Consider the following 23,191-nt stretch of genomic DNA (forward strand, 5'->3'; position numbering starts at 1 on the left):
ATTCGGGCACGCCAAAAACATCGCGGACGAAGTCGGCTCCTACGCAATGGTTCTGCGCGCGGGTCGGCCCTCACCCTAACCCTCTCCCAGGGGGAGAGGGGACCGTGCGGAGCAGGATGAAACCATGGCGTCAGCCGGCACGACCTGCCCCCTCTCCCTCCGGGAGAGGGCTGGGGTGAGGGGAAAGCCGGGCAAGGCGGCAGCGACGTAGGGCGTATAACCGTTCGCGGTTATACGCCGATACACCGCGATTCGTCATCGGTGCCGGGCTGAGTTCGGAGTGCCGTGAGATCAAGGCCGACCGGCGTATAACGCGGAGCGCTATACGCCCTGCGAAGAGCATCGCAGCCATGGTTCTGTAAGGGCCGGCTCGAAATGGACGCGCTGGGAATCAATCCTGCCGCTGCAGGTGATCGAGAATCCGGCGGTTGAGGGCGGCGATACGCTCCACGGCGTCCGCATCGTCACGCTCCGGGACCTCGTCGCCAAGCTGGCGGGCGCAGAGGTTGAGCGCGGAGAGCACCATCAATTCATTGCTGGTGACGTAGGGGAATTTCTTCTTGCTGGCGGCAATCTCCGCCTGCAACAGCGCGGCCGCATCCTGCAGCCGGCGCTCTTCACCGGCCGGCGCACGGACGCTGTATTCGCGTCCGAGGATGCGCAGGACGCGGACGCCGTCGCCACTCATGCGTGGGCGCGGCTGTCGCTGACGCGGCGGATCAGCGCCTGCAGGCGGGTGGCGGTCGCGTTGTGCTTCTCTTCCTGCTCCATGAGCGACAGTTGCAGGCTGTCGTTTTCCTCACGGGCCTTGAGCAGCTCTTCGCGCACGGCGGCGTTGTCCTGCACCAGCACTTCGTTCTGCTGCAGCAGTTCGGCGACCAGCTGTTCAAGTTGTTCGAGGGTGGAATCAAGCATGGGAGCCTCCGCAAAGCCTTTCAAAGGGTGCGGAGGATAAAGAAAGGGGCGCCGCGGGGCCAGCGAAAACGGCGATCTTCGGACAAGCCGTATGCTGTCAATTCAATGGCTTAGAGACGCTTTTTCTCGTGGTTTCAATAGTTTCCTGCCGCTACCGGGGGTTGGACCGGAAAATCGCGGGCCAAGTCCGCTTCTACGGAAATTACCAGGAAGGCAGAGGCGCGATTTTGTAGGAGCGAGCTTGCTCGCGAACAGTGTTTGCCGGCCACACCTCAGCCGGGCGGGTTCGCGAGCAAGCTCGCTCCTACGAAGAGCAGTTCAGCTCGGTCAGACGCGAATCACACCTTCCTCGCGCAGCAACTTGAAGATCGCCTCGGCGCCCGCCTCGGGCGACAGGTCCTTGAGCACCTGGCCGGTGCCGCCGGAAGCCTTGGCAGTGGCGGCCTTCATCCGTTCGGCGCCGGTCTTGGCCTTGATCACTTTCAGGCGCTTGGGACGCGGGCGCGCGGGTTGCAGGTTGCCCTCGGCCAGCAGCGGATCGTCCACCACTTCCACCTCGGACGCTTCCAGGTAGCCGCGCCGGGCCGGGCCGAAGGCGCTTTGCCGGGCGACCGGAGCGGCGTTGTCGACGCTGGCAACGAAGGGCAGGCGCACCTTCAGCCGGCGGCGCTGGCCGCGCGGCAGGGCCTGCAGTACCTGGGCATTGCCGTTCTCCACCTTTTCCACTTCCGCCAGCCCCACCACCAGCGGCCAGCCCAGGCGCTCGGCGAGCAGGAAGGGCAGCATGCCGGAGCCTTCCCCGGTTTCCGCCTGGGTGCCGGTGAGCACCAGCTGCGCGTCGCTGTCCGCCAGGTATGCCGCCAGCGGCGGCAGGGCGTCGGCACCGGCGGGTTGTTCCAGCACCGCCAGCTCGTCCAGGCCCATGCCAAGGTAGCCGCGCAGCGCTTCTTCCTCGGCGTTGCCGGCGTGCACCACACGCAGGCGCTTGCCGGCCAGGCGCAGGCCCAGCTCCACCGCGCGGGCATCCTGCTCGGCGCGACGCGCGCGGCCAGACGCCGGGTGGGCGCCGATGGAGACCAGGGTGACGATGTTCAGGTCGTTCATAACGCAACCTCGAAAAGCGAGTGGCGCAGCGCGTCACTCACGGGAAGATGGTCCAGGGCAAGAGCACCCTCACCCCGGCCCTCTCCCAAGGGACGAGGGTGAAGCCCGGCCGAGCGCTCGGTGCGGCGACCAAGCCGATGCAATCCTGCACACCAGAAGCCTTTAAGCCGCATCACGCGCCGCTCCATTGCGATAGGCCTCTGCCAGCTCGATCAGCGCCTTGAGGATCGCGGTGGAATCGCCGATCACCGAGAGGTCGGCACGTTTGATCATGTCGCAGCCCGGGTCCATGTTGATCGCCACCACCTTGTCGCAGGAGCCGATGCCCTGCAGGTGCTGGATCGCCCCGGAGATGCCCACCGCGAGATAGACCCGCGCGGTGACCCAGGTACCGGTGGCGCCGACCTGGCGGGCACGCGGCATGTGGCCGTCGTCCACCGCCACGCGGGAAGCGCCTTCGGTGGCGCCGAGGGCCACGGCGGCGCGGTGGAACAGGTCCCAGTCCTTGATGCCGTTGCCGCCGGAGAGGATGAACTCCGCTTCGGCCATGGGAATCTGCGCCGGGTCCACGGCCACCGGGCCAAGGTCCTCGATGCGCGGGAGGTTGCGGGCGACGTTGCTGTCCAGTTCGACGGCGCGCGCTTCATGGCGGGTCTCGCTGACCGGTTCGGCGCACTCGGCGGCCGCCAGGATCAGGCGCGGCAGGTCACGGTGCAGGTCCTGCTGGCCGGCGCCGGCGCGGCCAACGCAGCGCTCGCCCTCGGCCTGCCAGACGCGGGTCGCCGGGCGTTCGCCCAGGCTCGCCGCCAGGCGCCGGCCGAGTTCGCCGCCACCGGTGCGGCTGTCGGGCAGCAGCCAGTGGCGCGGGGCGAACTGGCTGTTTGCCGAACGCAGCGCCAGTACCCGTTGCTCCGGGGCGTAGCCGTCGTATTCGTTGCCTTCGATCTGCAGCAGGCGGTCGACGCCAGCGGTGTCGAAGGCGGTTTCCTTGTGCTCGCCGAACACCACGGCCAGCACCGCGCCGTCGCTGCCGGCGAGTTTGCGGGCCAGGCCCAGCAGGTCGCGGTCGTGACTGGAGAGGCGACCGCCGACCATGTCCGGCACCACGGCGATCAGGAAGGCCGGTTGCTCGATGGTCACCAGCGGCAGTTGCACCACTTCCGGCGCGCTGCTGCGCTTTCCGCCGGTGCCCTGCTGGCCACCGGAGCGGTCGATGCGCTTGATGCCGTTGGGCCCGATGAAGCCGACCGCGTGGGGGTTCTTGCGGAGCACGCCATTGGGGCCCATCCAGCGGCTCTCGCCACCCTGGGCGGACTGCATGGCCGCGTGCAGCGGATGCAGGCGGTTGCGGGCGATCCACTCGGCGCGGGGATCGCGGCGGATGATGTCGCTCATGCGAGGACCTCCAGCGCGAAAGTGCTTTTCGTAGGAGCGAGCTCGCTCGCGAACGGATCAGCACCGAAGTTGGGGCGGTTCGCGAGCAAGCTCGCTCCTACAGGTTCGTGCAGCGTACGAGTCTGGAGAGTCATCAATGCACCTCCGCCATTTCGTCACGCTTGGCCAGCGACGGCTTTTTTGCCGCCACCTCGGTGGCCTCGATGAGGACCTCGGCGACCAGTTCGGCAACGTCCTTGATCTCCGGGCGCGGGGCGACCACGCCTTCGAGCATCGCGGTGCACTGCGGGCAGCCCACGGCCACCAGCTCGGCGCCGGTTTCCTTGATGTCGACCATGCGCATGTCGGGAATCCGCTGCTTGCCGGGGATGTCGGTGATCGGCGCGCCGCCGCCACCGCCGCAGCAGCGCGAGCGGAAGCCTGAGCGTTCCATTTCCTTGACCTGGATGCCGATGGCCTTGAGCACGTTGCGCGGGGCTTCGTACTCGCCGTTGTAGCGGCCGAGGTAGCACGGGTCGTGGTAGGTCACGCTGTCGGCCTTGCTCTGGCCGAGGTTCAGCGAACCCTTCTGCACCAGCTCGTCGATGAAGGTGGTGTGGTGCAGCACCTGGTAGTTGCCGCCCAGCGCGCCGTACTCGTTCTTCAGCACGTGGAAGCTGTGCGGGTCGCAGCTGACGATGCGCTTGAAGCGGTACTTGGCCAGGGTGGCGATGTTGCGCTTGGCCAGGGTCTGGAAGGTGGCTTCATCGCCCAGGCGACGGGCCACGTCACCGCTGTCGCGCTCTTCCAGGCCGAGCACGGCGAAGTCGACGTTGGCGGCCTTGAGGATCTTCACGAAGGCGCGCAGGGTGCGCTGGTTGCGCATGTCGAAGGCACCGTCGCCGACCCAGAACAGCACGTCGGCCTGCTGCTTGTCGCTCATCAGCGGCAGGTTCAGGTCCGCCGCCCAGTTCAGCCGGCCGCCGGGGGCGAAGCCGCCGGGGTTGTCGGTGGCGATGAGGTTTTCCAGCACCTCGGCGCCCTTGTTCGGGGTCGCACCTTTTTCCAGGGTGAGGTGACGGCGCATGTCGACGATGGCATCGACGTGCTCGATCATCATCGGGCACTCCTCGACGCAGGCGCGGCAGGTGGTGCAGGACCAGAGGGTCTCGGCGTCCACCAGGGCCTTGCCGTCCAGCGCGACGATCGGCTGGTGCGGGCCGCCACTGTGTTCGCCCAGCGGTTTGCCCGGATACGGGCTGCCGGCGAACTTGGCGTCATTGCCACCGGCCAGGCCGATGACCATGTCCTGGATGAGTTTCTTCGGGTTCAGCGGCTGGCCGGCAGCGAAGGCCGGGCACATGGCCTCGCACTTACCGCACTGCACGCAGGCGTCGAAGCCCAGCAGCTGGTTCCAGGTGAAGTCAGTGGGCTTTTCCACGCCCAGCGGCGCCATGGGGTCGGCCAGGTCCAGCGGCTTCAAGCCAGTGGAACGGCCGCCACCGAAGCGCTCGGAACGGCGGTGCCAGGCCAGGTGCAGGGCACCGGCGAAGGCGTGCTTCATCGGGCCGCCCCAGGTCATGCCGAAGAACAGCTCGGACACGCCCCAGGCCACGCCAATGGCGAGGATCGCAGCCAGGAACCAGCCGCCGAAACCTTCCGGCAGGATGCCGGCCACCGGCAGGGTGGCAATGAAGAAGCTCGCCGAGAACATCAGCAGGCTTTTCGGCAGGCGCATCCACGGGCCTTTCGACAGGCGCGACGGCGGGTCGAGACGGCGCTTGGCGACGAACAGCGCGCCGGTGAACATCAGCGCGGTGGCCGCCAGCAGCGCGAAGCCGAGGATGCGGCTGTGCAGGCCGAAGCCGTGCACGAGGATGGCCAGCAGCGCGGCGAGCACGAAGCCGCCGGCAGTGGCCACGTGGGTCTTGGACATGTACTTGTCGCGCTCGACCACGTGGTGCAGGTCCACCAGGTAGCGGCGCGGCATTTTCAGCAGGCCGCCGATCCAGTCGACCTGGGCGGGTCGGCCACGGCGCCACATCGCGAAGCGCTTCACGGCGCCCAGCACGGCGAGGCCGAGGGCGGCGAAGAGCAGGATGGGGAGGATGATGTTGAGCATTGTCATTGGTCTCCTCGCAGGGACCGAAATGGGGACTCCGGAGCAGTCCCCTCTCCCTTCAGGGAGAGGGTTAGGGAGAGGGCGTTCGAGCCGGCACTGCGCATGGCCTGAAACACCCTCTCCCCCCGCCCTCTCCCGCAAGCGGGAGAGGGAGCTATCCGAGCCAACCGGAGGTCCTTAGCGGGCCTGAATCAGAAGTCCTTGCACAGACGCAGCGCGTCATAGATCGCGGCGTGGGTGTTGCGCTGGGCCACGCAGTCGCCGATGCGGAACAGCAGGTAGCCTTCGCCCGGTTCGGACAGGCACGGCTGCGGCTTGATCGCGAACAACGCCTCGACGTCGATCTGGCCCTTGTTGCGCGAGCCCTGCTTGAGCGCGTAGTACAGGCTCTCGTCCGGACGCACGCCGTTCTCCACGACGATCTGGTCGACCACCCGCTCCTCTTTCGCGCCGGTGTATTCGTTCTCCAGCACCGCCACCAGCTTGTCGCCCTCGCGGTAGACCTTCTCCAGCATCAGGTCCCCGGTCATGATCACTTCCTTGGGGTACATGCTGCGGTAGTAGGTCGGGAAGGTGGTGCCGCCGATGGCCACGCCCGGCTTGATGTCGTCGGTGACGATCTCGACCTGGGCGCCCTTGTCGGCCAGGAAGTCGGCCACCGACATGCCGCTGAACTCGCAGATGGTGTCGTAGACCAGCACGTTCTTGCCCGGCGCGACCTTGCCATCGAGGATGTCCCAGCTGCTGACCACCAGCCCTTCGGCGGCGCCCCAGTGTTCGTTCTGCTCGAGGAACGGATGGCCGCCGTTGGCCAGCACCACCACGTCGGGGCGCAGGTCCAGGATGGTGTCGGCATCTGCACCGGTACCCAGGCGCAGGTCGACGTTCAGGCGTGCCAGCTCCAGCTGGTACCAGCGGGTGATGCCGGCGATCTGGTCGCGCTGCGGGGCCTTGGAGGCGGTGGTGATCTGCCCGCCCAGCTGGTCCTTCTTCTCGAACAGGGTCACGTCGTGGCCACGCTCGGCGGCGACGCGCGCCGCTTCCATGCCGGCCGGGCCGCCACCGACGACCACCACCTTGCGCTTCACGCCGGTGGTCTTCTCGATGATGTGCGGCACGCCCATGTATTCACGGGAGGTGGCGGCGTTCTGGATGCACAGCACGTCCAGGCCCTGGTACTGGCGGTCGATGCAGTAGTTGGCACCGACGCACTGCTTGATCTGGTCGACCTGGCCCATCTTGATCTTGGCGATCAGGTGCGGGTCGGCGATGTGCGCGCGGGTCATGCCGACCATGTCCACGTAGCCGCCTTCGAGGATGCGGGTGGCCTGGTTCGGGTCCTTGATGTTCTGCGCATGCAGTACCGGCACGTTGACCACTTCCTTGATGCCGGCGGCCAGGTGCAGGAAGGGCTCCGGCGGGTAGGTCATGTTCGGGATGACGTTGGCCAGGGTGTTGTGGGTGTCGCAACCCGAGCCGACCACGCCGATGAAGTCGATCATGCCGGTGTCGCTGTAGTACTTGGCGATCTGCTTCATGTCGTCGTGGGTGAGGCCGTCCGGGTGGAACTCGTCACCGCAGATGCGCATGCCGACGCAGAAGTCGTCGCCGACTTCCTTGCGCACGGCCTTGAGCACTTCCAGGCCGAACTTCATGCGGCCCTCGAAGGTGCCGCCCCACTCGTCGGTACGCTTGTTGACGCGCGGGCTCCAGAACTGGTCGATCATGTGCTGGTGCACGGCGGACAGCTCGACGCCGTCCAGGCCGCCTTCCTTCGCCCGGCGTGCCGCCTGGGCATAGTTGCCGATCACGCGCCAGATCTCTTCCGGCTCGATGGTCTTGCAGGTGGCGCGGTGCACGGGTTCGCGGATGCCCGAGGGCGACATCAGGGTCGGCCAGTTGAAACCGTCCCAGCGCGAGCGGCGGCCCATGTGGGTAATCTGGATCATGATCTTGGCCCCATGCTTGTGCATGGCGTCGGCCAGGTTCTGGAAGTGCGGGATGATGCGGTCGGTGGAGAGGTTCACCGAGCTCCACCATTCCTGCGGGCTGTCGATGGCGACCACCGAAGAACCGCCGCAGATGGCCAGGCCGATGCCGCCCTTGGCCTTCTCCTCGTAGTACTTCACGTAGCGCTCGGTGGTCATGCCGCCGTCGGTGGCGTACACCTCGGCGTGAGCGGTGGAGAGCACGCGGTTGCGGATGGTCAGTTTGCCGATCTGGATCGGCTGGAACATTGCCTCGAAAGCCATTGCGGCATCCTCACGGAATCAGAGGTTTCTTGTTGTGGTGGCGGCCCGTTCGGGCCGCCTCTGCCGGTTCTTGTCAGCGGTCGGGATCAGAGCGGCTTGACGACGAACAGGCCGTCGTCATGGCCTTCCTCGGCGCCGCTGTAGACCTGCTCGGCGACGGTGCGAATGTTGCTGCCGCGCGCCTGGAGGATCTGGTCCATGGCGCCGGCGAACCAGCCGGTGAACATGTAATCGACCTTGCGATTGACCTTGCCGTACACGTACACGAAGGCGGAGTGCTTCAGGCGGACCTCGGCGGTGCCCTTGTCCAGGTCGATGCTCTCGATCTGGAACAGGCCCCAGCCACGCTGGGACAGGCGCTTCATGTAGTGCTCGAAGACCGCGACGCCTTCCAGGCCATGGCACTCGGCTTCTTTCTCGCACCAGTGCCAGGCGGACTTGTAGCCGGCCTTGTAAAGGATTTCGGCGTAGCGCTCGGCGCCCAGCTCTTCCTCGATGCCCATGTGGTTGTTGACGAAGAAGTGACGCGGCACGTAGAGCATCGGCAGGGCGTCGGTGGTCCAGACGCCGGTTTCGCTGTCGACTTCGATGGGCAGTTCGGGGGCGTGTTTGGCCATGGTGGTAGAGCTCCGATTCTTTTGGCTCCCTCTCCCTAGGGGAGAGGGTTGGGGTGAGGGATATGACGGGTGAGCGCAGCAGCCCTCACCCCGGGCCCTCTCCCGGAGGGAGAGGGGGAAAGCGACTTACTCGCCCCAGACGTCGGCGAGGATCCGTACCCAGTTCTCGCCCATGACCTTGCGCACCACGCGCTCGGGCATGCCACGCTTGAGCAGGGTTTCGGTGAGGTTGGGGAATTCGCCCACGGTGCGGATGCCCAGCGGGTTGACGATCTTGCCGAAGTTGGTCAGGCGGCGGGCGTAACCCTTGTCGTGGGTCAGCCACTCGAAGAAGTCCTGGCCGTGGCCCTGGGTGAAGTCGGTGCCGATGCCGATGGCGTCTTCACCGACGATGTTCATCACGTACTCGATGGCCTCGGCGTAATCGTCGATGGTCGAATCGATGCCCTTGGCGAGGAAGGGCGCGAACATGGTCACGCCGACGAAGCCGCCATGGTCGGCGATGAACTTCAGTTCCTCGTCGGACTTGTTGCGCGGGTGCTCTTTCAGGCCCGACGGCAGGCAGTGGGAGTAGCAGACCGGCTTCTTGGATTCGAGGATGACTTCCTCGGAAGTCTTGCTGCCGACGTGGGACAGGTCGCACATGACGCCGACGCGGTTCATCTCCGCGACGATCTCGCGACCGAAGCCGGAGAGGCCGCCGTCGCGCTCGTAGCAGCCAGTGCCGACCAGGTTCTGGGTGTTGTAGCACATCTGCACGATGCCCACGCCCAGCTGCTTGAACACCTCGACGTAGCCGATCTGGTCCTCGAACGCATGGGCGTTCTGGAAGCCGTAGAGGATGCCGGTCTTGCCCAGCTCCTTGGCCTTGCGGATGTCGGCGGTGCTGCGCACCGGGATGACCAGGTCGCTGTTGTCGCGGATCAGCTTGTTGCTGGCAGTGATGTTGTTCACCGTGGCCTGGAAGCCTTCCCACACCGAGACGGTGCAGTTGGCAGCGGTCAGGCCGCCCTTGCGCATGTCCTCGAACAGCTCGCGGTTCCACTTGGCGATGATCAGACCATCGATGACGATGCTGTCGGCGTGAATTTCGGCTGGGCTCATCTTGGTGTCTCTCTCGTCAGGCAAGGCTTGTCGGGCTTGGCACGCCGGGACTTGTGCCGACGCTTTGAGGCAGGATATCCCTGGCACCGGAGGGGACCCGCTTCGAAAACGACCAGGGTCGTACCGAAAGCGTCAACCTCACGACATGGGCGACAGCGTTTGCGTCGCAGCGGGAAAAGCCGGAGGTGAAAGTGTCGTTGCGGGAGCGTCGAAAGGCGTGCCGAACCCTGTAGGAGCGAGCTTGCTCGCGAACACGCTTCGGTACGGACTAAGACGGGGAAATCGAGGGCACCCTCGTCCTGAAAGGAAGGGATAGGGCGATACGGCGGCACCAAGCCCTGAGCGGCAGATGGTTCGCGAGCAAGCTCGCTCCTACGAAGAGCGAACGGCGTGTCACGCGATGAATTTCAGCGCTTGCGCCAGCAGGCAAAGATATTCCACGCCACCAGGCCGGTGACGAAGGCGGAGCTGCTATAGAAGAGCATTGCGTCCACGTGGAATCCTCCGAAACGACGGCGCCCCGCAGAGGGGGCGCCGGATGGAACGGTTACTCGCCAGCGACCAGGCGGGCGTGAGCGGACTCCTCGCCCAGGTTGTTGAGCATGCGCTCGCTGTACCAGTCGAGGAAGTTGATCACGCCGAACTCGTAGGTCTTGGAGTACGGCCCCGGCTGGTAGGCGGTGGAGTTGATGCCGCGCTGGTTCTCTTCGGCCAGGCGACGGTCCTGGTCGTTGGTGGCGTCCCAGACTTCACGCAGGCGCGCCACGTCGTAGTCCTCGCCTTCCACCGCATCCTTGTGCACCAGCCACTTGGTGGTGACCACGGATTCCTGCGCGCTGATCGGCCACACGGTGAAGACGATCATGTGGTCGCCCATGCAGTGGTTCCACGCATGCGGCAGGTGCAGGATGCGCATGGAGCCCAGGTCCGGGTTCTTGATGCGGCCCATCAGTTTCTTGCTGCCCGGCTTGCCGTCCATGGTCATGGACACGGTGCCGTCGAGCAGCGGCATGCGCACGATGCGGTTGCGCAGGCCGAAGCTGGCATGGGCGTACGGAATCTTCTCCTCGTCCCAGGCCTTGGTGCAGGCGGCGACCTGATCCTTGAACGCCTGGCTGGCGCGCGGGTCGGTCACGTCGTCCCACTCCAGAAGGGTTTTCAGCAGCTCGGGGTGCGAACCGTTGCAGTGGTAGCACTCGCGGTTGTTCTCGATCACCAGCTTCCAGTTGGCCTTCTCGCGAAGGGTGGTCTGCACCGCGACCTTGGCGTTCTCCATGTCGTACGGCTCCATGTAGTGCTCGAGCGTACGCAGGAAGTCGTCGATGGCCGGCGGGTTCTCGGCCAGGGAGATGAAGATGTAGCCGCCGGCGGTCTTCACGTTCACCGGTTTCAGGCTGTAGTCCTTCATGTCGAAGTCGGCACCCATCTCGGTGCCGGCAAACAGCAGGCGGCCGTCCAGCTCGTAGGTCCACTGGTGGTAGGGGCAGACCAGCTTGGCGACCTTGCCCTTGTCGCTGACGCACAGGCGCGAGCCACGGTGGCGGCAGACGTTATGGAAGGCATGGATCTTACCTTCGGCGCCGCGCAGCACGATGATCGGGTTGTCGCCGATCTGCAGGGTCAGGAAGTTGCCCTTGGCCGGGATCTCGCAGGTCATGCCGGCGATCAGCCATTCCTTGTGGAAGATCTCCTGCATGTCGATCTGGAACAGGCGCTCGTCGTTATAGAAGGGCTGCGGCAGCGAGAAGCTGTGGTCGCGGGTCTGCAGCATCTCGACGGTGGCCTTGCGGGCCGGTTCCAGCGGATCGCCCAGACTCAGCTTGGTGGTGACGTCCATCGGTAGGTCCTCATGCCGCAGCCCCTGGGCTGCCGGCGGAAATTAAGTGGCTGATACGGTGTGCCACGCAGGGCAGTGGCGACAGGTGTCAGGCGCGCCGAGAGCGCCTTGGCCCGTCGTCCTCATACAACCGTGAAGGGTTGCTCGGCTGAGGCTGAGTGTGGGGCCGCGCCCCGGAATGACCCTTATCCATGGGCGACACGACCGCATCCGTTTCCGACGCGCAGGCCCGCACGCCAGGCGGCAGGTCGCGATAAGCATGCAAATGTCGCTGGCAGGTAAATGGGCGCGACGGCCCGTGTACACAATCGGCTCCATCAGGCATGCCGAAAGGCCCGTGCTTCAGCCGCCGCCCACTGGCGACGCGCACCGGCCCCGGCGCTGCCCCTACAAGGCCGACGAAGGCCCGCGTGCGCGGAGAGACAGCATGTCGACGAACAACTTCCTCAATCCGGTGAACACCCAGACCTGGACCAACGGCCGCCACCTGGTGCGCTGCGTCAAGGCCATCCAGGAAACCTGGGACGTGCGCACCTTCTGCTTCGCGGCCGACCAGCCGCTGATGTTCTTCTTCAAGCCCGGCCAGTTCGTCACTCTGGAGCTGGAGATCGACGGTGTGCCGATCATGCGCTCCTACACCATCTCCAGCTCGCCCTCGGTGCCCTACAGCTTCTCCATCACCATCAAGCGCGTGCCGGGCGGCAAGGTCTCCAACTGGCTGCACGACAACCTCAAGGAAGGCGACGTGCTGCCGGTGCACGGCCCGGTGGGCAACTTCAACGCCATCGACTTCCAGGCCGACAAGGTGCTCTACCTTTCCGGCGGCGTCGGCATCACCCCGGTGATGTCCATGGCGCGCTGGTTCTTCGACACCAACGGCAACGTCGACATGATCTTCGTGCACAGCGCGCGCACGCCCAAGGACATCATCTATCACCGCGAGCTCGACCACATGACCTCGCGGATCAACAACTTCAAGCTGCACCTGATCTGCGAGAAGTACGAGATCGGCGAGACCTGGGCCGGCTACCGCGGCTACCTGAACAAGGCGATGCTGCAGCTGATGGCCCCGGACTTCCTCGAACGCGAGATCTTCTGCTGCGGCCCGACGCCCTACATGCACGCGGTCAAGCGCCTGCTCGAAGCCGAAGGCTTCGACATGTCGCGCTACCACGAGGAAGCCTTCGGCCCGACCCCGCCGGAAGTCCGCGAGGAGGTGAAGGAGCTCGCTGCCGAAGCTGCCGACGCACCGGAAATCCCGGCCGCCGACCTGCACCAGGTGGACTTCTGCGAAACCGGCAAGAGCATCCGCGTGGCGCCGGGCGAGACCGTCCACGCCGCCGCCGCCAAGCTCGGCCTGCACATTCCCAAGGCCTGCGGCATGGGCATCTGCGGCACCTGCAAGGTGATGAAGCGCTCCGGCGAAGTCGACATGGAGCACAACGGCGGCATCACCGACGAAGACGTGGCCGAAGGCTACATCCTGTCCTGCTGCAGCGTGCCCAAGGGCGACGTGGTGATCGAGTACTGAGGCCGCGTCGGGAACACCAGACGCTCCCAGTAATCCCGCCGCGGCAGCTCCTCCGCCGGCAACCAGCGTCCGCCGCAAGCCTGCAACGGCTCGGCGGGCGCCTTCAGCAAGGCATCCAGCGCAAGCGCGTAGCGCCCCGTGCCGTTCGCTCCGACCGGACCTTCACCACCGCTGCGGAATTGCAGGTCGGCATCGAAGGTTTCGAAGCGCGGCCATTCCCCCAGGTCATCGCGATAGCGGCGCAAGGTGCGCTCCCGCACATCGAGCAGCAGCAGGCGCCATTGATCCGCCTCCAGGCCGCTCTCCTCATGACGCCCGACATGCCGGGTCAACGCCAGGTAGCGGCCATCGGCCGACCAGATCATCGGCGCCGCCAGGTTGGACACCCCGATACCCGACGCGGTCAGCAGGTAGCCATTGCGGCTGAAGCCGGCTTTCACGTCCTCGTCCCGGTGCACGCTGTCGTAGTCGAAGCCCAGGCCCCAGGCGGCATCCTCCGCGACCGGCGCCGGCAGGACGAAGCCGCCGTCGCTCCAGACGCGTGGCGGCGCATCGAGCCAGCGCACCTTGGGTAGCCGCCGCCAGGTCTGGCCATCGAACCCCACCCGCTCCTGCTCGTAGTAGAGCTGCCAGTCGTCCCGCCAGCGGCCGAAGTCATGCCATGCCTGGGCCGTGGGCAAGGCTTCGTCGAAGCGCCGCAGCAGGCCCGGTTCGCCCTCTCCCGGCCCGCTCGGCGGCTGGTAGCGGTTTCGCCCGAGCAGGCGCAGCAGATGCACCTGGCCGTCGACGAAACCTTGCAGGTGCAGATCGGCCAACGGCTCGTCGAGCCACGCCAGGCGTCGCTCCCGGCAGTCGAGGATGGCCAGCCTATGGGGCAGCGTCGGTGCCTCGGCGAAGGCGATCAGGGCCAGGTAGCGGCCGCAATCGGAAACCCGGTGGTCGATCAGCCATTCGCCCTCCAGCCGCCAGTCGCCGAGCCGCAGCACGTAGGCGCCCCGCTCCGCCTCGGCGTCGTCGCGCCGCCATTCCCAGGTCGCCCGCTGACCGTCGGCCAGCGGCGCGCTCTGCAGCAGGCAGCCGGGCCTTCCCGCCGGGCCTTCGAGGGGCAGCAGGATCTCCAGGCGCGGCATCTCGGACTCGACCCAGCACGGCCGATCATCCGTCCCATGGCCGTGCAGCAGGAACAGGGTCGAGTAGCTGTATGAACCCAGGTTGCCGTAGCGCTCGTACGACAGGCAGGGTTGGCTGAGCACCAGGCCCAGGCGTGCCCAGCCGTCTTCCAGGGTCAGCAGCTCGGGGGCACCGGCATGGGGTTCGCGAGACAGCGAACCCCAGGGTTCGCCCAACGGCTGCACGCCCACATCGCGCCGCCACAACCAATAGCGGAAGCGCCCAAGGGGTTCGGCTGCGGCCGGGAAGACCAGTGCCTGTCCGTCGTCACGCCAGGCCATCGGCGGCTGGCCCCCGGCCAGGTACAGGCCGCTGGCTTCACCGTCTATCCACAGCTCGGCCTGGTCGGCGCGCAACGGCGCGAAGGGATCGTCCAGCGCCAGCAGGCTGTCCAGCAGCCAGGGACGGCTTTCCAGGCGCGGGCCGCTGGCCGGCGTCGGCAGCAGCTGCGGCTGCCGGCCCGTAGCCCAGCGCTGCCACTCAGCCTGCGGCAGCCAGAGATCGCGAATGGCGACGAAGGGCTCGGCCTCCGCGGCAGCCTTGAGTGCATTCAGGTCCAGACGCCGTGCAGCGTTCGAGGTCAGGGGGCTGCAGCGGCCGATCACCTCGGCTTCGGTAACGCTGTCCAGCTCCCAGAAATCGCTCACCGCACAGCGATAGAGCAGGCGCTCGTGGCGGTCGAAGATCAGCAGCCCCCAGGCGCCCCGGCTCGGCATCGGCGAGACGAAATGGCGGCCATCGCTGGAAAATCGCGCCGAGGGATTGCCGTCGGGAATGAAACAGCCGTCGGGCATCAGGTAATCGCAGAGAACCGGGCCGCCCATGGCGATCTCGCCGCCATCGATCACCCGGATCGGTTCACCCTCCGGCGTGCACTGCGGCGCGTCGCCGCCCCAGGCACTGACGCCGGGCGGCAGCGGTGCGTCCAGCGGCTCGAGCTTCTGGCGCTCCAGGCGCAGCCCGCGCTCGAAGCGGATCTGCACCAGCATGCAGGCGACGATCAGCGCCACGCCGCCCCCGAGCCCCAGCCAGAACCCCGGCAATGCCCGGCTCAGCGCAAAACCGCCGCCCAGCACCCAGAAGAACAGCGCCTGCTGCAGCCGGTACGGCACCTTGCCACGCCAGCGGTCCATCGCCCATTCCGCACCCAACAACACGAACCAGCCCAAGGCCACCAGCGGCAGCGGCAGCAAAGCACCGAGGGCGACCAGGACACCGATCCAGGCGATCTCCAGCGCTGCCGTCAGCAGCAGTTGCCCGAGGGACTTTTCCGTCGTCCGCTCATCCATGATCGTTTCCACTCCATTGGCAAACCCCAAGGGTAATCAACCCCCTGGCCAGCCACCAGCGCTCTCGCCCTGCGCAATCTCACCGACGAAGCGGCCCAGCGCTGCCAGCGGAGACCCGCGGGCGACGAAAGATCGAAATCTGATCACAGCCTGCCCCCACCCGCCGCACACGTTACCCACTGAGTTATCCACAGGAATCCGCAGACCTGCCATCAGGTCGGAGACGCCGCTGGCCGAGCCGGATGGCCGCCCCGATCCCGTCTGCAACCCGCATGCCACCTGGCTTTTGCAAAGTACGCGGACGCGCCCGGAACCGGCGCGCAAGCGCGCACCGGAGTGCGTTTCGCACCCCGGCCGCGACGACTATCCACATTCGTTCAGTCTTCTTCCGGCGCTGCCTTGTAGCTGCTGGACAGGCGCTGCTGCACGTCCTGCGGCACAGCGCTGTAGTGGCTGGGCGAAAGGTCATAGAGGCCCTGTCCGGCGGTGATCGACTTGAGCCGGTTGGCGTAGCCCTCCAGCTCCGCCAACGGCACCTGGCCACGGATCAGCGCGACATGGGTCGACAGCGACTCGGTGCCCATTACCTGGCCGCGCCGCCCCGTCAGGTCGGCGGTGATGTCGCCCAGGCGCGCATCGGGCGCCGTCACCTCGATGCTCACCACCGGCTCCAGGACGATCCCGCCGGCGTTGCGCAGCGCATCGAGCATCGCCTTGCGCCCGGCGGCCTGGAAGGCGATGTCCTTGGAGTCCACCGAGTGGCTCTTGCCGTCGTAGACGGTGACCCTGACATCGGCCACCGGGAATCCCGCCAGCGGCCCCGCCGCCAGCGCCGAGCGCACGCCCTTCTCTACCGAGGGGATGAACTGGCCGGGAATCACCCCGCCCTTCACCGCATCGATGAACTCGAAGCCACCGCCGCGCGGCAGCGGCTCCACCCGCAGGAACACCTCGCCGAACTGCCCGGCGCCGCCGGTCTGCTTCTTGTGCCGGCTGTGCCCCTCGGCCATGCGCGTGGCGGTTTCCCGGTAGGGCACGCTGGGCGCGCGGGTCTGCACCTCCAGCTTGTACTGGCCGGACATGCGTTCGAGCAGGTAGCGCAGGTGCAACTCGCCCATGCCGCGCAGCACGGTTTCCTGGGTGGACGCGTTGTAGTCCAGGCGCACGCAAGGGTCCTCGGCCTGCAGGCGCTGGAGAATCTCCGCCAGGCGCTGCTCGTCGCCCCGGCGGCTCGCCTCGATCGCCAGGCCCTGCATGGGCGTAGGGAAATTCAGCGGCTTGAGACGGATATGGTCCTCGTCGTGGGAGTCGTGCAGCACCACGCCGTACTCCAGCTCGTCGACCTTGGTCAAAGCGCCGAAGTCGCCGGGGATCAGGTGCTGCACCTCCTCATGCTTCTTGCCTTGCAGGCGCAGCAGGTGGCCGACCTTGAACGACTTGCGGCCGTCGCCGGCGAACAACTGCATGTCCCGCTGGACCGTGCCCTGGTGCACGCGGAACACCGCCAGGCGGCCGACGAAGGGGTCAATCACCACCTTGAACACATGGGCCAGGACATGGCCCTTGGGGTCCGGCGCGGAATGGAAATCCTCCACGTCGCCGCTGTCGTCTGTGCGCACGAACAGCGGCGGGTTGCCCTCGGCGGGGTTGGGCGCCAGCCGCGCCAGCACATTCAGCAGCTCCGCGATCCCCGCGCCGGTGCGCGCCGAGACGAAGCACAGGGGGATCAGATGGCCCTCGCGCAGCGCCCGCTCGAAGGGCTCATGCAGCGCCTCGGGCGCCACCTCGCCCTCCTCCAGGTAATGCGCCATCAGCGCTTCATCGACCTCCACCACCTGGTCCACCAGCGCCTGGTGCGCCTCGGCCACGGAGGAGAAGTCGGCCTCGCCGTCGGGCTCGAAGAAGCAGTCCACCACCCGCGTGCCGCCGTCGGCGGGCAGGTTCAGCGGCAGGACTTCCTTGCCGAAGGCTTCGCGCAGGTCCGCCAGCAGACCCGGCAGGTCGACGCGCTCGGCATCGATCTTGTTCACCACCAGCATCCGGCACAGGCCCCGCTCGCCGGCCCAGTCCATCATCCGCCGGGTGGTCAGCTCAACGCCGTTCTGCGCGTTCACCACCACCAGGGCGGTCTCCACCGCCGCCAGCGCGGGCAGCGCATGGCCGATGAAATCGGGATAACCGGGTGTATCGATCAGGCGGACGTGCGCGCCTTCGTGCTCGAAATGCACCAGGGCGGCGGCCAGCGAGTGATGGTAATCGCGCTCCATGGGGTCGGAGTCGCAGGCGGTGTCGCCGCGCTCGAGCGAACCCATGCTGGTGATCGCACCGCTGCCTTGCAGCAGCGCTTCCGCGAGCAGCGTCTTGCCGCTGTCGCCATGGCCGACCAGGGCGACCGTGCGGATCTGTTCCACCGAGTAACTGGACATGCTGATCTCCCGCCCCCAGGGTTCCTGCTTCGCAGTTCATGGATTATAGGCAGTCACCTCCGGCGCCCATGGACGAAAATTGATCAGCCCGGCGTAGTCCAGCAGCCATCGACGCTACAGCGATCCATCCACAACCCGCCCACACCTTCCCGGCAGAACGCTGCACAGCCAATGTGGAAAACATCCCGCAAAAATCGCCGAAAGCCGGAATCCATCGGACTTCCGGCAATTGATCAAAAAATGACCTGACACAACGGAGCCGCGCCCGGCGAGGCCTTCAGCGATCTGGGTACAGGTTGTCCACACCTTCTGCGAGATTCGCCCCACAGGCATTGTGGAAAGTTTCGCGGAGAGCCCGCCGTTGGGGAAAAGCACCTGTGGATCAGTCAGTTGCATCCATTGCTGATCATTATTCGAGCAAGGCTGTGCAAGCCTCGCCGGACGCGGTGCCGAGGATGTTTTCCACAGGCGGCTCACAGGAGGGTCAACACAAACCGGGGATAGCGGTGGAAACTTCGTGCACAGAATTTCCGAACAAATCGATACACAGGCCCGCAAGTGACTGAAAAGGCGTGACTGATCAAAAAACAACCTGATCCAGCGAAGCCCCGGTGCATCAGCCTTGCAGACGCCCGCCAACAGATTTTCCACAGGTTGGCCAAGCGTGCCTCCACAGCGCCTGTGGAGATTTTCACAGCCCATTGGAATCCATCTGAAAGCCCCGAAGCATGCGCCTTTCAGCAAAATTACCGATGCCTCTTCCGCGTTCATGAAGGCGAAACGCAACGGCAACCTTCCACGAAGTTTTCCACAGCTTTATCACAAGGCTGCCCCCAGTTTTTCGGTGAAATGCCGAAACAATGCGCCAGGGGCCTTCGTGGGAGTGCAGGACTATGCTGGGTTTCCCCCAGCAGAGGAGTCATCCCCATGATCCTGACCACGACGCCCGGCATCGAGGGCAAGACCATCCAGGAATACCACGGCATCGTGGTCGGCGAGGCGATCCTCGGCGCCAACGTGTTCCGCGACCTGTTCGCCGGCCTGCGCGACATCATCGGCGGCCGCTCAGGCGCCTACGAGAAGGAGCTGGGCCGGGCGCGAGAGATCGCCTTCGAGGAACTGCGGGAGCGCGCACAGGAGCTGGGCGCCAACGCCGTGGTCGGCATCGACCTGGATTACGAGGTGGTGGGACAGAACGGCAGCATGCTGATGGTCAGCGTGAGTGGGACAGCGGTGCGGGTGTAGGAACAACGGTCTTTGGCAGGCCCGCAGGATGGCGTGTAGGAGCGAGCTTGCTCGCGAACATCCGTAGCTTCACTTCACACCGTAGGATCAGGCGGAATTCGGTTCGCGAGCAAGCTCGCTCCTACAGAAAAGCCACGCCGTTCAAATTTCGATCAACAACCTGCACGCCACGCCGTCCGCGACCTACAGCCATTCATCCACAGGAAGGGGACAGGTTGCGCGAGCAACCGTCCCCAGCGCCTGGGGACAACTCAGGCGCCCATCACTCTTCGAATGTCGGCAGCCAACGCTTCGACGCGGGCGATGTCGGTGTCCCAGGAACACATGAAGCGCGCGCCACCGGCGCCGATGAAGGTGTAGAAGCGCCAGCCCAACTGGCGCAGAGCCTCCAGCGCCGGCTCGGACATCTGCAGGAAGACCCCGTTGGCCTCCACCGGGAACATCAGGCTGACGCCCGGCACGTCCGCCACGCGTTCGGCCAGCAGACGCGCGCACTGGTTGGCGTGGTTGGCGTAATGCAGCCAGGCGCCGTCCTGCAGCACGCCCACCCAGGGCGCGGCGAGGAAGCGCATCTTCGAGGCCAGCTGGCCGGCCTGCTTGCAGCGGTAGTCGAAGCCTTCGGCCAGCTCGCGGTTGAAGAACAGGATGGCCTCGCCCACCGCCATGCCGTTCTTGGTGCCGCCAAAGCACAGCACCTCGACGCCGGACTTCCAGGTCAGCTCCGCGGGCGTGGCGCCCAGAGACGCGCAGGCGTTGGAGAAGCGCGCGCCGTCCATGTGCAGGTGCAACCCCAGCTCGCGGCAGGTGGCGCTGAGCGCCTGCAGCTCGTCCGGGCGGTAGACGGTGCCGACTTCGGTGGCCTGGGTGATGGTGACCACGCGCGCCTTGGGATAGTGGATGTCCTGGCGCTTGAGGGCGATCTCACGGATCGCCTCGGAGGTCAGCTTGCCTTCGGCATCGGTGCGCGCCAGTAGCAGCTTGGAGCCGTTGGAGAAGAACTCCGGCGCGCCGCACTCGTCGGTCTCGACGTGGGCGGTCTCGGCACAGATCACGCTGTGGTAGCTCTGGCACAGGGACGCCAGGGCCAGGGAGTTGGCCGCGGTGCCGTTGAAGGCGAAGAACACCTCGCAGTCGGTCTCGAACAGCTCGCGGAAGTAGTCGGAAGCGCGGGCGGTCCACTGGTCGTCGCCGTAGGCGCGCTCGTGGCCGCGATTGGCCTCGGCCATGGCGGCCCAGGCTTCGGGGCAGATGCCGGAATAGTTGTCGCTGGCGAACTGTTGGGAGTTGTCGGTCATGGGGCGGCCTCGAAAAACGTTGTACGTCTGACAGCAGCGTAGCAACGGATAGTCGCTCGCCACCGGAGGGGGCGCGTGGCCTCCCTAATAAGGGAGGCCGTGCGGTCGATCAGGGCAGCTTGGTCAGCGCCATCTGTTCGGAGATGGGCACGAACAGCTCGCGCAGGGCCTGGGTGGTGCCACCGTTGGGCTTGTCCGGCGAGCTCATGTTGAGCACGTAGCGGCCCTTGATCAGGCCGGTGAGGGTCGCCTCGCCGGTCTTGTCGTCCGGCGCCGGCACGCTGATGGCCAGCGGGTCGCCCATGCGGGTGCTGTCGATCACCGGCAGGTACTGCTCGCCGCCGAACTGCGCGGCGGTACCGTTCTGCAGCGCGGCCTGGCGCGCCTGGTTGAGCAGCGAAACGTTCTTGCTGGTGGTGTCGCGCAGCTTGGCCTGGGCGGCCAGGTACTGCCTGGCGGCCTCGCCCTGCTGGTCGGCGCCCGGCGCCGGCAGGCCGGTGTCGGTGAGGGTCACGACCAGGTGCTGGCTGCCGTCGGCCTTGCCGTAGACGATGGTGGCGTCGTCGTAGCCGCACTCGCGGGACAGATAGGGATAGCCGTAGACGGCCTTGGTCGGCGGCAGCGCCTTTTCCAGCACGTGGCCGGTGCAGCTGTCGCCGGCCGGGGTGGCTGTGGCGGCACTGGCGGCTTCTGGAGCCTCGGCCTTGGCGGGTTTGCTGTCGTCACCACAGCCCTGCAGCGTCGCGGTGAGCAGCAGGGCGGAAAGCAGAGTCAGGGAGCGGTTCATGGCATCCTCGCATTTCGTGAGGGCCGCAGTTTAGTCTCTTGGCCGAATGGTTCCTATCGGCAGCTTCATTGCACCGGCTTGCAGAGCCAGCGGCCGGCTTTCTCGTCGTAGCCGGCATCCACGACTGCCAGCCCTTTGCCGCGCGACGCCAGGCAAAAGGTCTTCATGAAGGTCGCTCGCGCACCGTCACCCGCGCTGTCGTGCCCACCGACGGTGACGCGGTACATGCCCGGCGCCAGCGGCCGCGCCGGGGTCCTCTCCTTGAAGCCGGGAATCGCCTTGCCGTAGGCGAAGCAGGTGTCGCTGCGCAGCGGCACGCCTTGGGCAGGGTCGACCCCGCCTGTCGCCCAATAGGATTCGTAGGGTTCGCGGGACAGCTCGATGAAATGCACCGCCACCTGCCGGTCATCGACCTTCAGCAGGCGGTTGAAGAACAGGCCGGGCGACTTGAAGGCCACACCGCCAAAGCACAGCGTCTCGCCACGCATCCAGACCGTCGCGGCGCCGTCGAACAGCCGGGACATGCCCCAGGCCGACACCTGGGCTAGCAGCAGGGCAAGACCCAGCGACACAGATAGAAAGAAGCGCTTCATCTCCAAAGCTCCGCAGGTCGCGCCGTCCTGGCGCGGGCATGTCGCATTCTGACCACGCGCAGCGGGCAATTCCACGCGCCGGGTCGCTTTTGCGCCATTCGCGCCATGTCGCAAACGCACTTACCCGTGGCGTACATAGGCATCTGGGTCAGCAGGGCCAGTCATACCATCGCAGACAAGGGGACCACTCGGTCCCGCACCAGCCATTGGCGCGCGTCCCGCGCCGCAGGGAGACCAGCGATGTTCAGCAAGCACGACCAGATCCAGGGCTATGACGACGAACTGCTCGCGGCGATGGATGCCGAGGAGGCTCGCCAGGAGGACCACCTCGAGCTGATCGCCTCGGAGAACTACACCAGCAAGCGCGTCATGCAGGCCCAGGGCAGCGGGCTGACCAACAAGTACGCCGAAGGCTATCCGGGCAAGCGCTACTACGGCGGCTGCGAGCACGTCGACAAGGTCGAGCAGCTGGCCATCGACCGCGCCAAGCAGCTGTTCGGCGCCGACTACGCCAACGTCCAGCCGCACTCCGGCTCCTCGGCCAACGCCGCTGTTTATCTCGCCCTGCTCAACGCCGGTGACACCATCCTGGGCATGAGCCTGGCCCACGGCGGCCACCTGACCCACGGCGCCAAGGTCTCCTCCTCCGGCAAGCTGTACAACGCCATCCAGTACGGCCTGGACACCGCCACCGGCCTGATCGACTACGACGAAGTCGAGCGCCTGGCCGTGGAGCACAAGCCGAAGATGATCGTCGCCGGCTTCTCCGCCTACTCCAAGACCCTCGACTTCCCGCGCTTCCGCGCCATCGCCGACAAGGTCGGGGCGCTGCTGTTCGTCGACATGGCCCACGTCGCCGGCCTGGTCGCCGCCGGCCTGTACCCGAACCCGCTGCCCTACGCCGACGTGGTCACCACCACCACCCACAAGACCCTGCGCGGTCCGCGTGGCGGCCTGATCCTGGCCAGGTCCAACGAAGAGATCGAGAAGAAGCTCAACTCCGCCGTCTTCCCTGGCGCCCAGGGTGGCCCGCTGATGCACGTGATCGCCGCCAAGGCGGTGTGCTTCAAGGAAGCGCTGGAACCCGGCTTCAAGGACTACCAGGCCCAGGTGATCAAGAACGCCCAGGCCATGGCCTCGGTGTTCATCGACCGCGGCTACGACGTGGTCTCCGGCGGCACCGACAACCACCTGATGCTGATCAGCCTGGTGAAGCAGGGCCTGACCGGCAAGGAAGCGGACGCAGCATTGGGCCGCGTCGGCATCACCGTGAACAAGAACGCCGTGCCGAACGACCCGCAGAGCCCGTTCGTCACCTCCGGCATCCGCATCGGCACCCCGGCGGTCACCACCCGTGGCCTGCAGGAAAGCCAGTGCCGCGAACTGGCCGGCTGGATCTGCGACGTGCTGGACCACCTGGGCGACGCCGACGTCGAGGCCAAGGTGGCCACCCAGGTCGCCGGCCTCTGCGCGGACTATCCGGTCTACCGTTGAGTTTTCCCGTCTCCTCGCGGAGACGGCGCCCCAAGG

At 66.3% G+C, this 23,191-nt stretch carries 17 protein-coding genes; 3 read left to right on the forward strand and 14 right to left on the reverse strand.

The window, feature by feature from the left end; genetic code table 11:
- Positions 1 to 391 precede the first annotated feature (391 nt).
- The 9 genes from SD196_RS26830 to gbcA form a co-directional block, all read right to left on the reverse strand.
- Positions 392 to 688 (reverse strand): cell division protein ZapA, encoded by a 297-nt coding sequence (locus SD196_RS26830; protein WP_275609312.1) that lies wholly within the window; start codon positions 686 to 688, stop codon positions 392 to 394.
- Positions 685 to 915 carry a hypothetical protein gene (locus tag SD196_RS26835; RefSeq protein WP_138213642.1) on the reverse strand — a complete coding sequence of 77 codons (231 nt, stop codon included), beginning with the start codon at positions 913 to 915 and terminating at the stop codon, positions 685 to 687. The genes SD196_RS26830 and SD196_RS26835 overlap by 4 nt, the downstream gene beginning before the upstream one ends.
- 327 nt (positions 916 to 1,242) lie before the next feature.
- Positions 1,243 to 2,019 (reverse strand): electron transfer flavoprotein subunit beta, encoded by a 777-nt coding sequence (locus SD196_RS26840; protein ID WP_416310866.1) that lies wholly within the window; start codon positions 2,017 to 2,019, stop codon positions 1,243 to 1,245.
- A gap of 162 nt (positions 2,020 to 2,181) precedes the next feature.
- Positions 2,182 to 3,414 (reverse strand): electron transfer flavoprotein subunit alpha/FixB family protein, encoded by a 1,233-nt coding sequence (locus SD196_RS26845; RefSeq protein ID WP_331320166.1) that lies wholly within the window; start codon positions 3,412 to 3,414, stop codon positions 2,182 to 2,184.
- A gap of 133 nt (positions 3,415 to 3,547) precedes the next feature.
- Positions 3,548 to 5,515: a dimethylglycine demethylation protein DgcB gene (dgcB, locus tag SD196_RS26850; protein WP_343578289.1), complete on the reverse strand. Its 1,968-nt coding sequence runs from the start codon at positions 5,513 to 5,515 to the stop codon at positions 3,548 to 3,550.
- A 191-nt stretch (positions 5,516 to 5,706) separates the two neighbouring features.
- Positions 5,707 to 7,767 (reverse strand): dimethylglycine demethylation protein DgcA, encoded by a 2,061-nt coding sequence (gene dgcA / locus SD196_RS26855; protein ID WP_275609315.1) that lies wholly within the window; start codon positions 7,765 to 7,767, stop codon positions 5,707 to 5,709.
- Between the two features lie 86 nt (positions 7,768 to 7,853).
- Positions 7,854 to 8,384: a 4-vinyl reductase gene (locus SD196_RS26860; RefSeq protein WP_275609316.1), complete on the reverse strand. Its 531-nt coding sequence runs from the start codon at positions 8,382 to 8,384 to the stop codon at positions 7,854 to 7,856.
- A 126-nt stretch (positions 8,385 to 8,510) separates the two neighbouring features.
- Positions 8,511 to 9,488 (reverse strand): dipeptidase, encoded by a 978-nt coding sequence (locus SD196_RS26865; protein WP_275609317.1) that lies wholly within the window; start codon positions 9,486 to 9,488, stop codon positions 8,511 to 8,513.
- A 547-nt stretch (positions 9,489 to 10,035) separates the two neighbouring features.
- Positions 10,036 to 11,325: a glycine-betaine demethylase subunit GbcA gene (gene gbcA, locus SD196_RS26870; protein ID WP_207888184.1), complete on the reverse strand. Its 1,290-nt coding sequence runs from the start codon at positions 11,323 to 11,325 to the stop codon at positions 10,036 to 10,038.
- A 427-nt stretch (positions 11,326 to 11,752) separates the two neighbouring features.
- On the opposite strand from gbcA, the gene gbcB reads away from it, so the two are divergent.
- Positions 11,753 to 12,856 carry a glycine-betaine demethylase subunit GbcB gene (gbcB, locus tag SD196_RS26875; RefSeq protein WP_275609318.1) on the forward strand — a complete coding sequence of 368 codons (1,104 nt, stop codon included), beginning with the start codon at positions 11,753 to 11,755 and terminating at the stop codon, positions 12,854 to 12,856.
- Here the strand turns inward: gbcB and SD196_RS26880 are convergent.
- Both SD196_RS26880 and fusA read right to left on the reverse strand, forming a co-directional pair.
- Positions 12,802 to 15,315 carry a ferredoxin gene (locus SD196_RS26880; RefSeq protein WP_416310867.1) on the reverse strand — a complete coding sequence of 838 codons (2,514 nt, stop codon included), beginning with the start codon at positions 15,313 to 15,315 and terminating at the stop codon, positions 12,802 to 12,804. The two genes, gbcB and SD196_RS26880, sit on opposite strands and share 55 nt — an antisense overlap.
- Positions 15,316 to 15,692: 377 nt before the next feature.
- Positions 15,693 to 17,741, reverse strand: coding sequence for an elongation factor G (gene fusA, locus SD196_RS26885; RefSeq protein WP_343578283.1), 2,049 nt, complete (start codon positions 17,739 to 17,741; stop codon positions 15,693 to 15,695).
- A gap of 927 nt (positions 17,742 to 18,668) precedes the next feature.
- Here fusA and SD196_RS26890 point away from each other — a divergent pair.
- The gene (locus tag SD196_RS26890; protein ID WP_275609320.1) at positions 18,669 to 18,986 is read left to right on the forward strand and encodes a heavy metal-binding domain-containing protein; all 318 of its coding nucleotides are present in this window, start codon (positions 18,669 to 18,671) and stop codon (positions 18,984 to 18,986) included.
- 251 nt (positions 18,987 to 19,237) lie between these two features.
- On the opposite strand, the gene SD196_RS26895 is transcribed toward SD196_RS26890, so the two are convergent.
- From SD196_RS26895 to SD196_RS26905, 3 genes are all read right to left on the reverse strand, one after another.
- Entirely contained in the window at positions 19,238 to 20,281 is a 1,044-nt protein-coding gene (locus SD196_RS26895; RefSeq protein ID WP_275609321.1) for a low specificity L-threonine aldolase, read from the reverse strand.
- Between the two features lie 109 nt (positions 20,282 to 20,390).
- Positions 20,391 to 21,068 (reverse strand): hypothetical protein, encoded by a 678-nt coding sequence (locus SD196_RS26900; RefSeq protein ID WP_416310868.1) that lies wholly within the window; start codon positions 21,066 to 21,068, stop codon positions 20,391 to 20,393.
- 65 nt (positions 21,069 to 21,133) lie between these two features.
- Positions 21,134 to 21,661: a hypothetical protein gene (locus SD196_RS26905; protein WP_416310869.1), complete on the reverse strand. Its 528-nt coding sequence runs from the start codon at positions 21,659 to 21,661 to the stop codon at positions 21,134 to 21,136.
- A 240-nt stretch (positions 21,662 to 21,901) separates the two neighbouring features.
- Between SD196_RS26905 and glyA the strand changes: the two genes are divergently transcribed.
- Entirely contained in the window at positions 21,902 to 23,155 is a 1,254-nt protein-coding gene (glyA, locus tag SD196_RS26910; RefSeq protein ID WP_416310870.1) for a serine hydroxymethyltransferase, read from the forward strand.
- Positions 23,156 to 23,191: the final 36 nt, after the last annotated feature.

Origin of the sequence: Pseudomonas macauensis (assembly GCF_047902425.1) — a bacterium.
Classification (GTDB): Bacteria; Pseudomonadota; Gammaproteobacteria; order Pseudomonadales; family Pseudomonadaceae; genus Pseudomonas.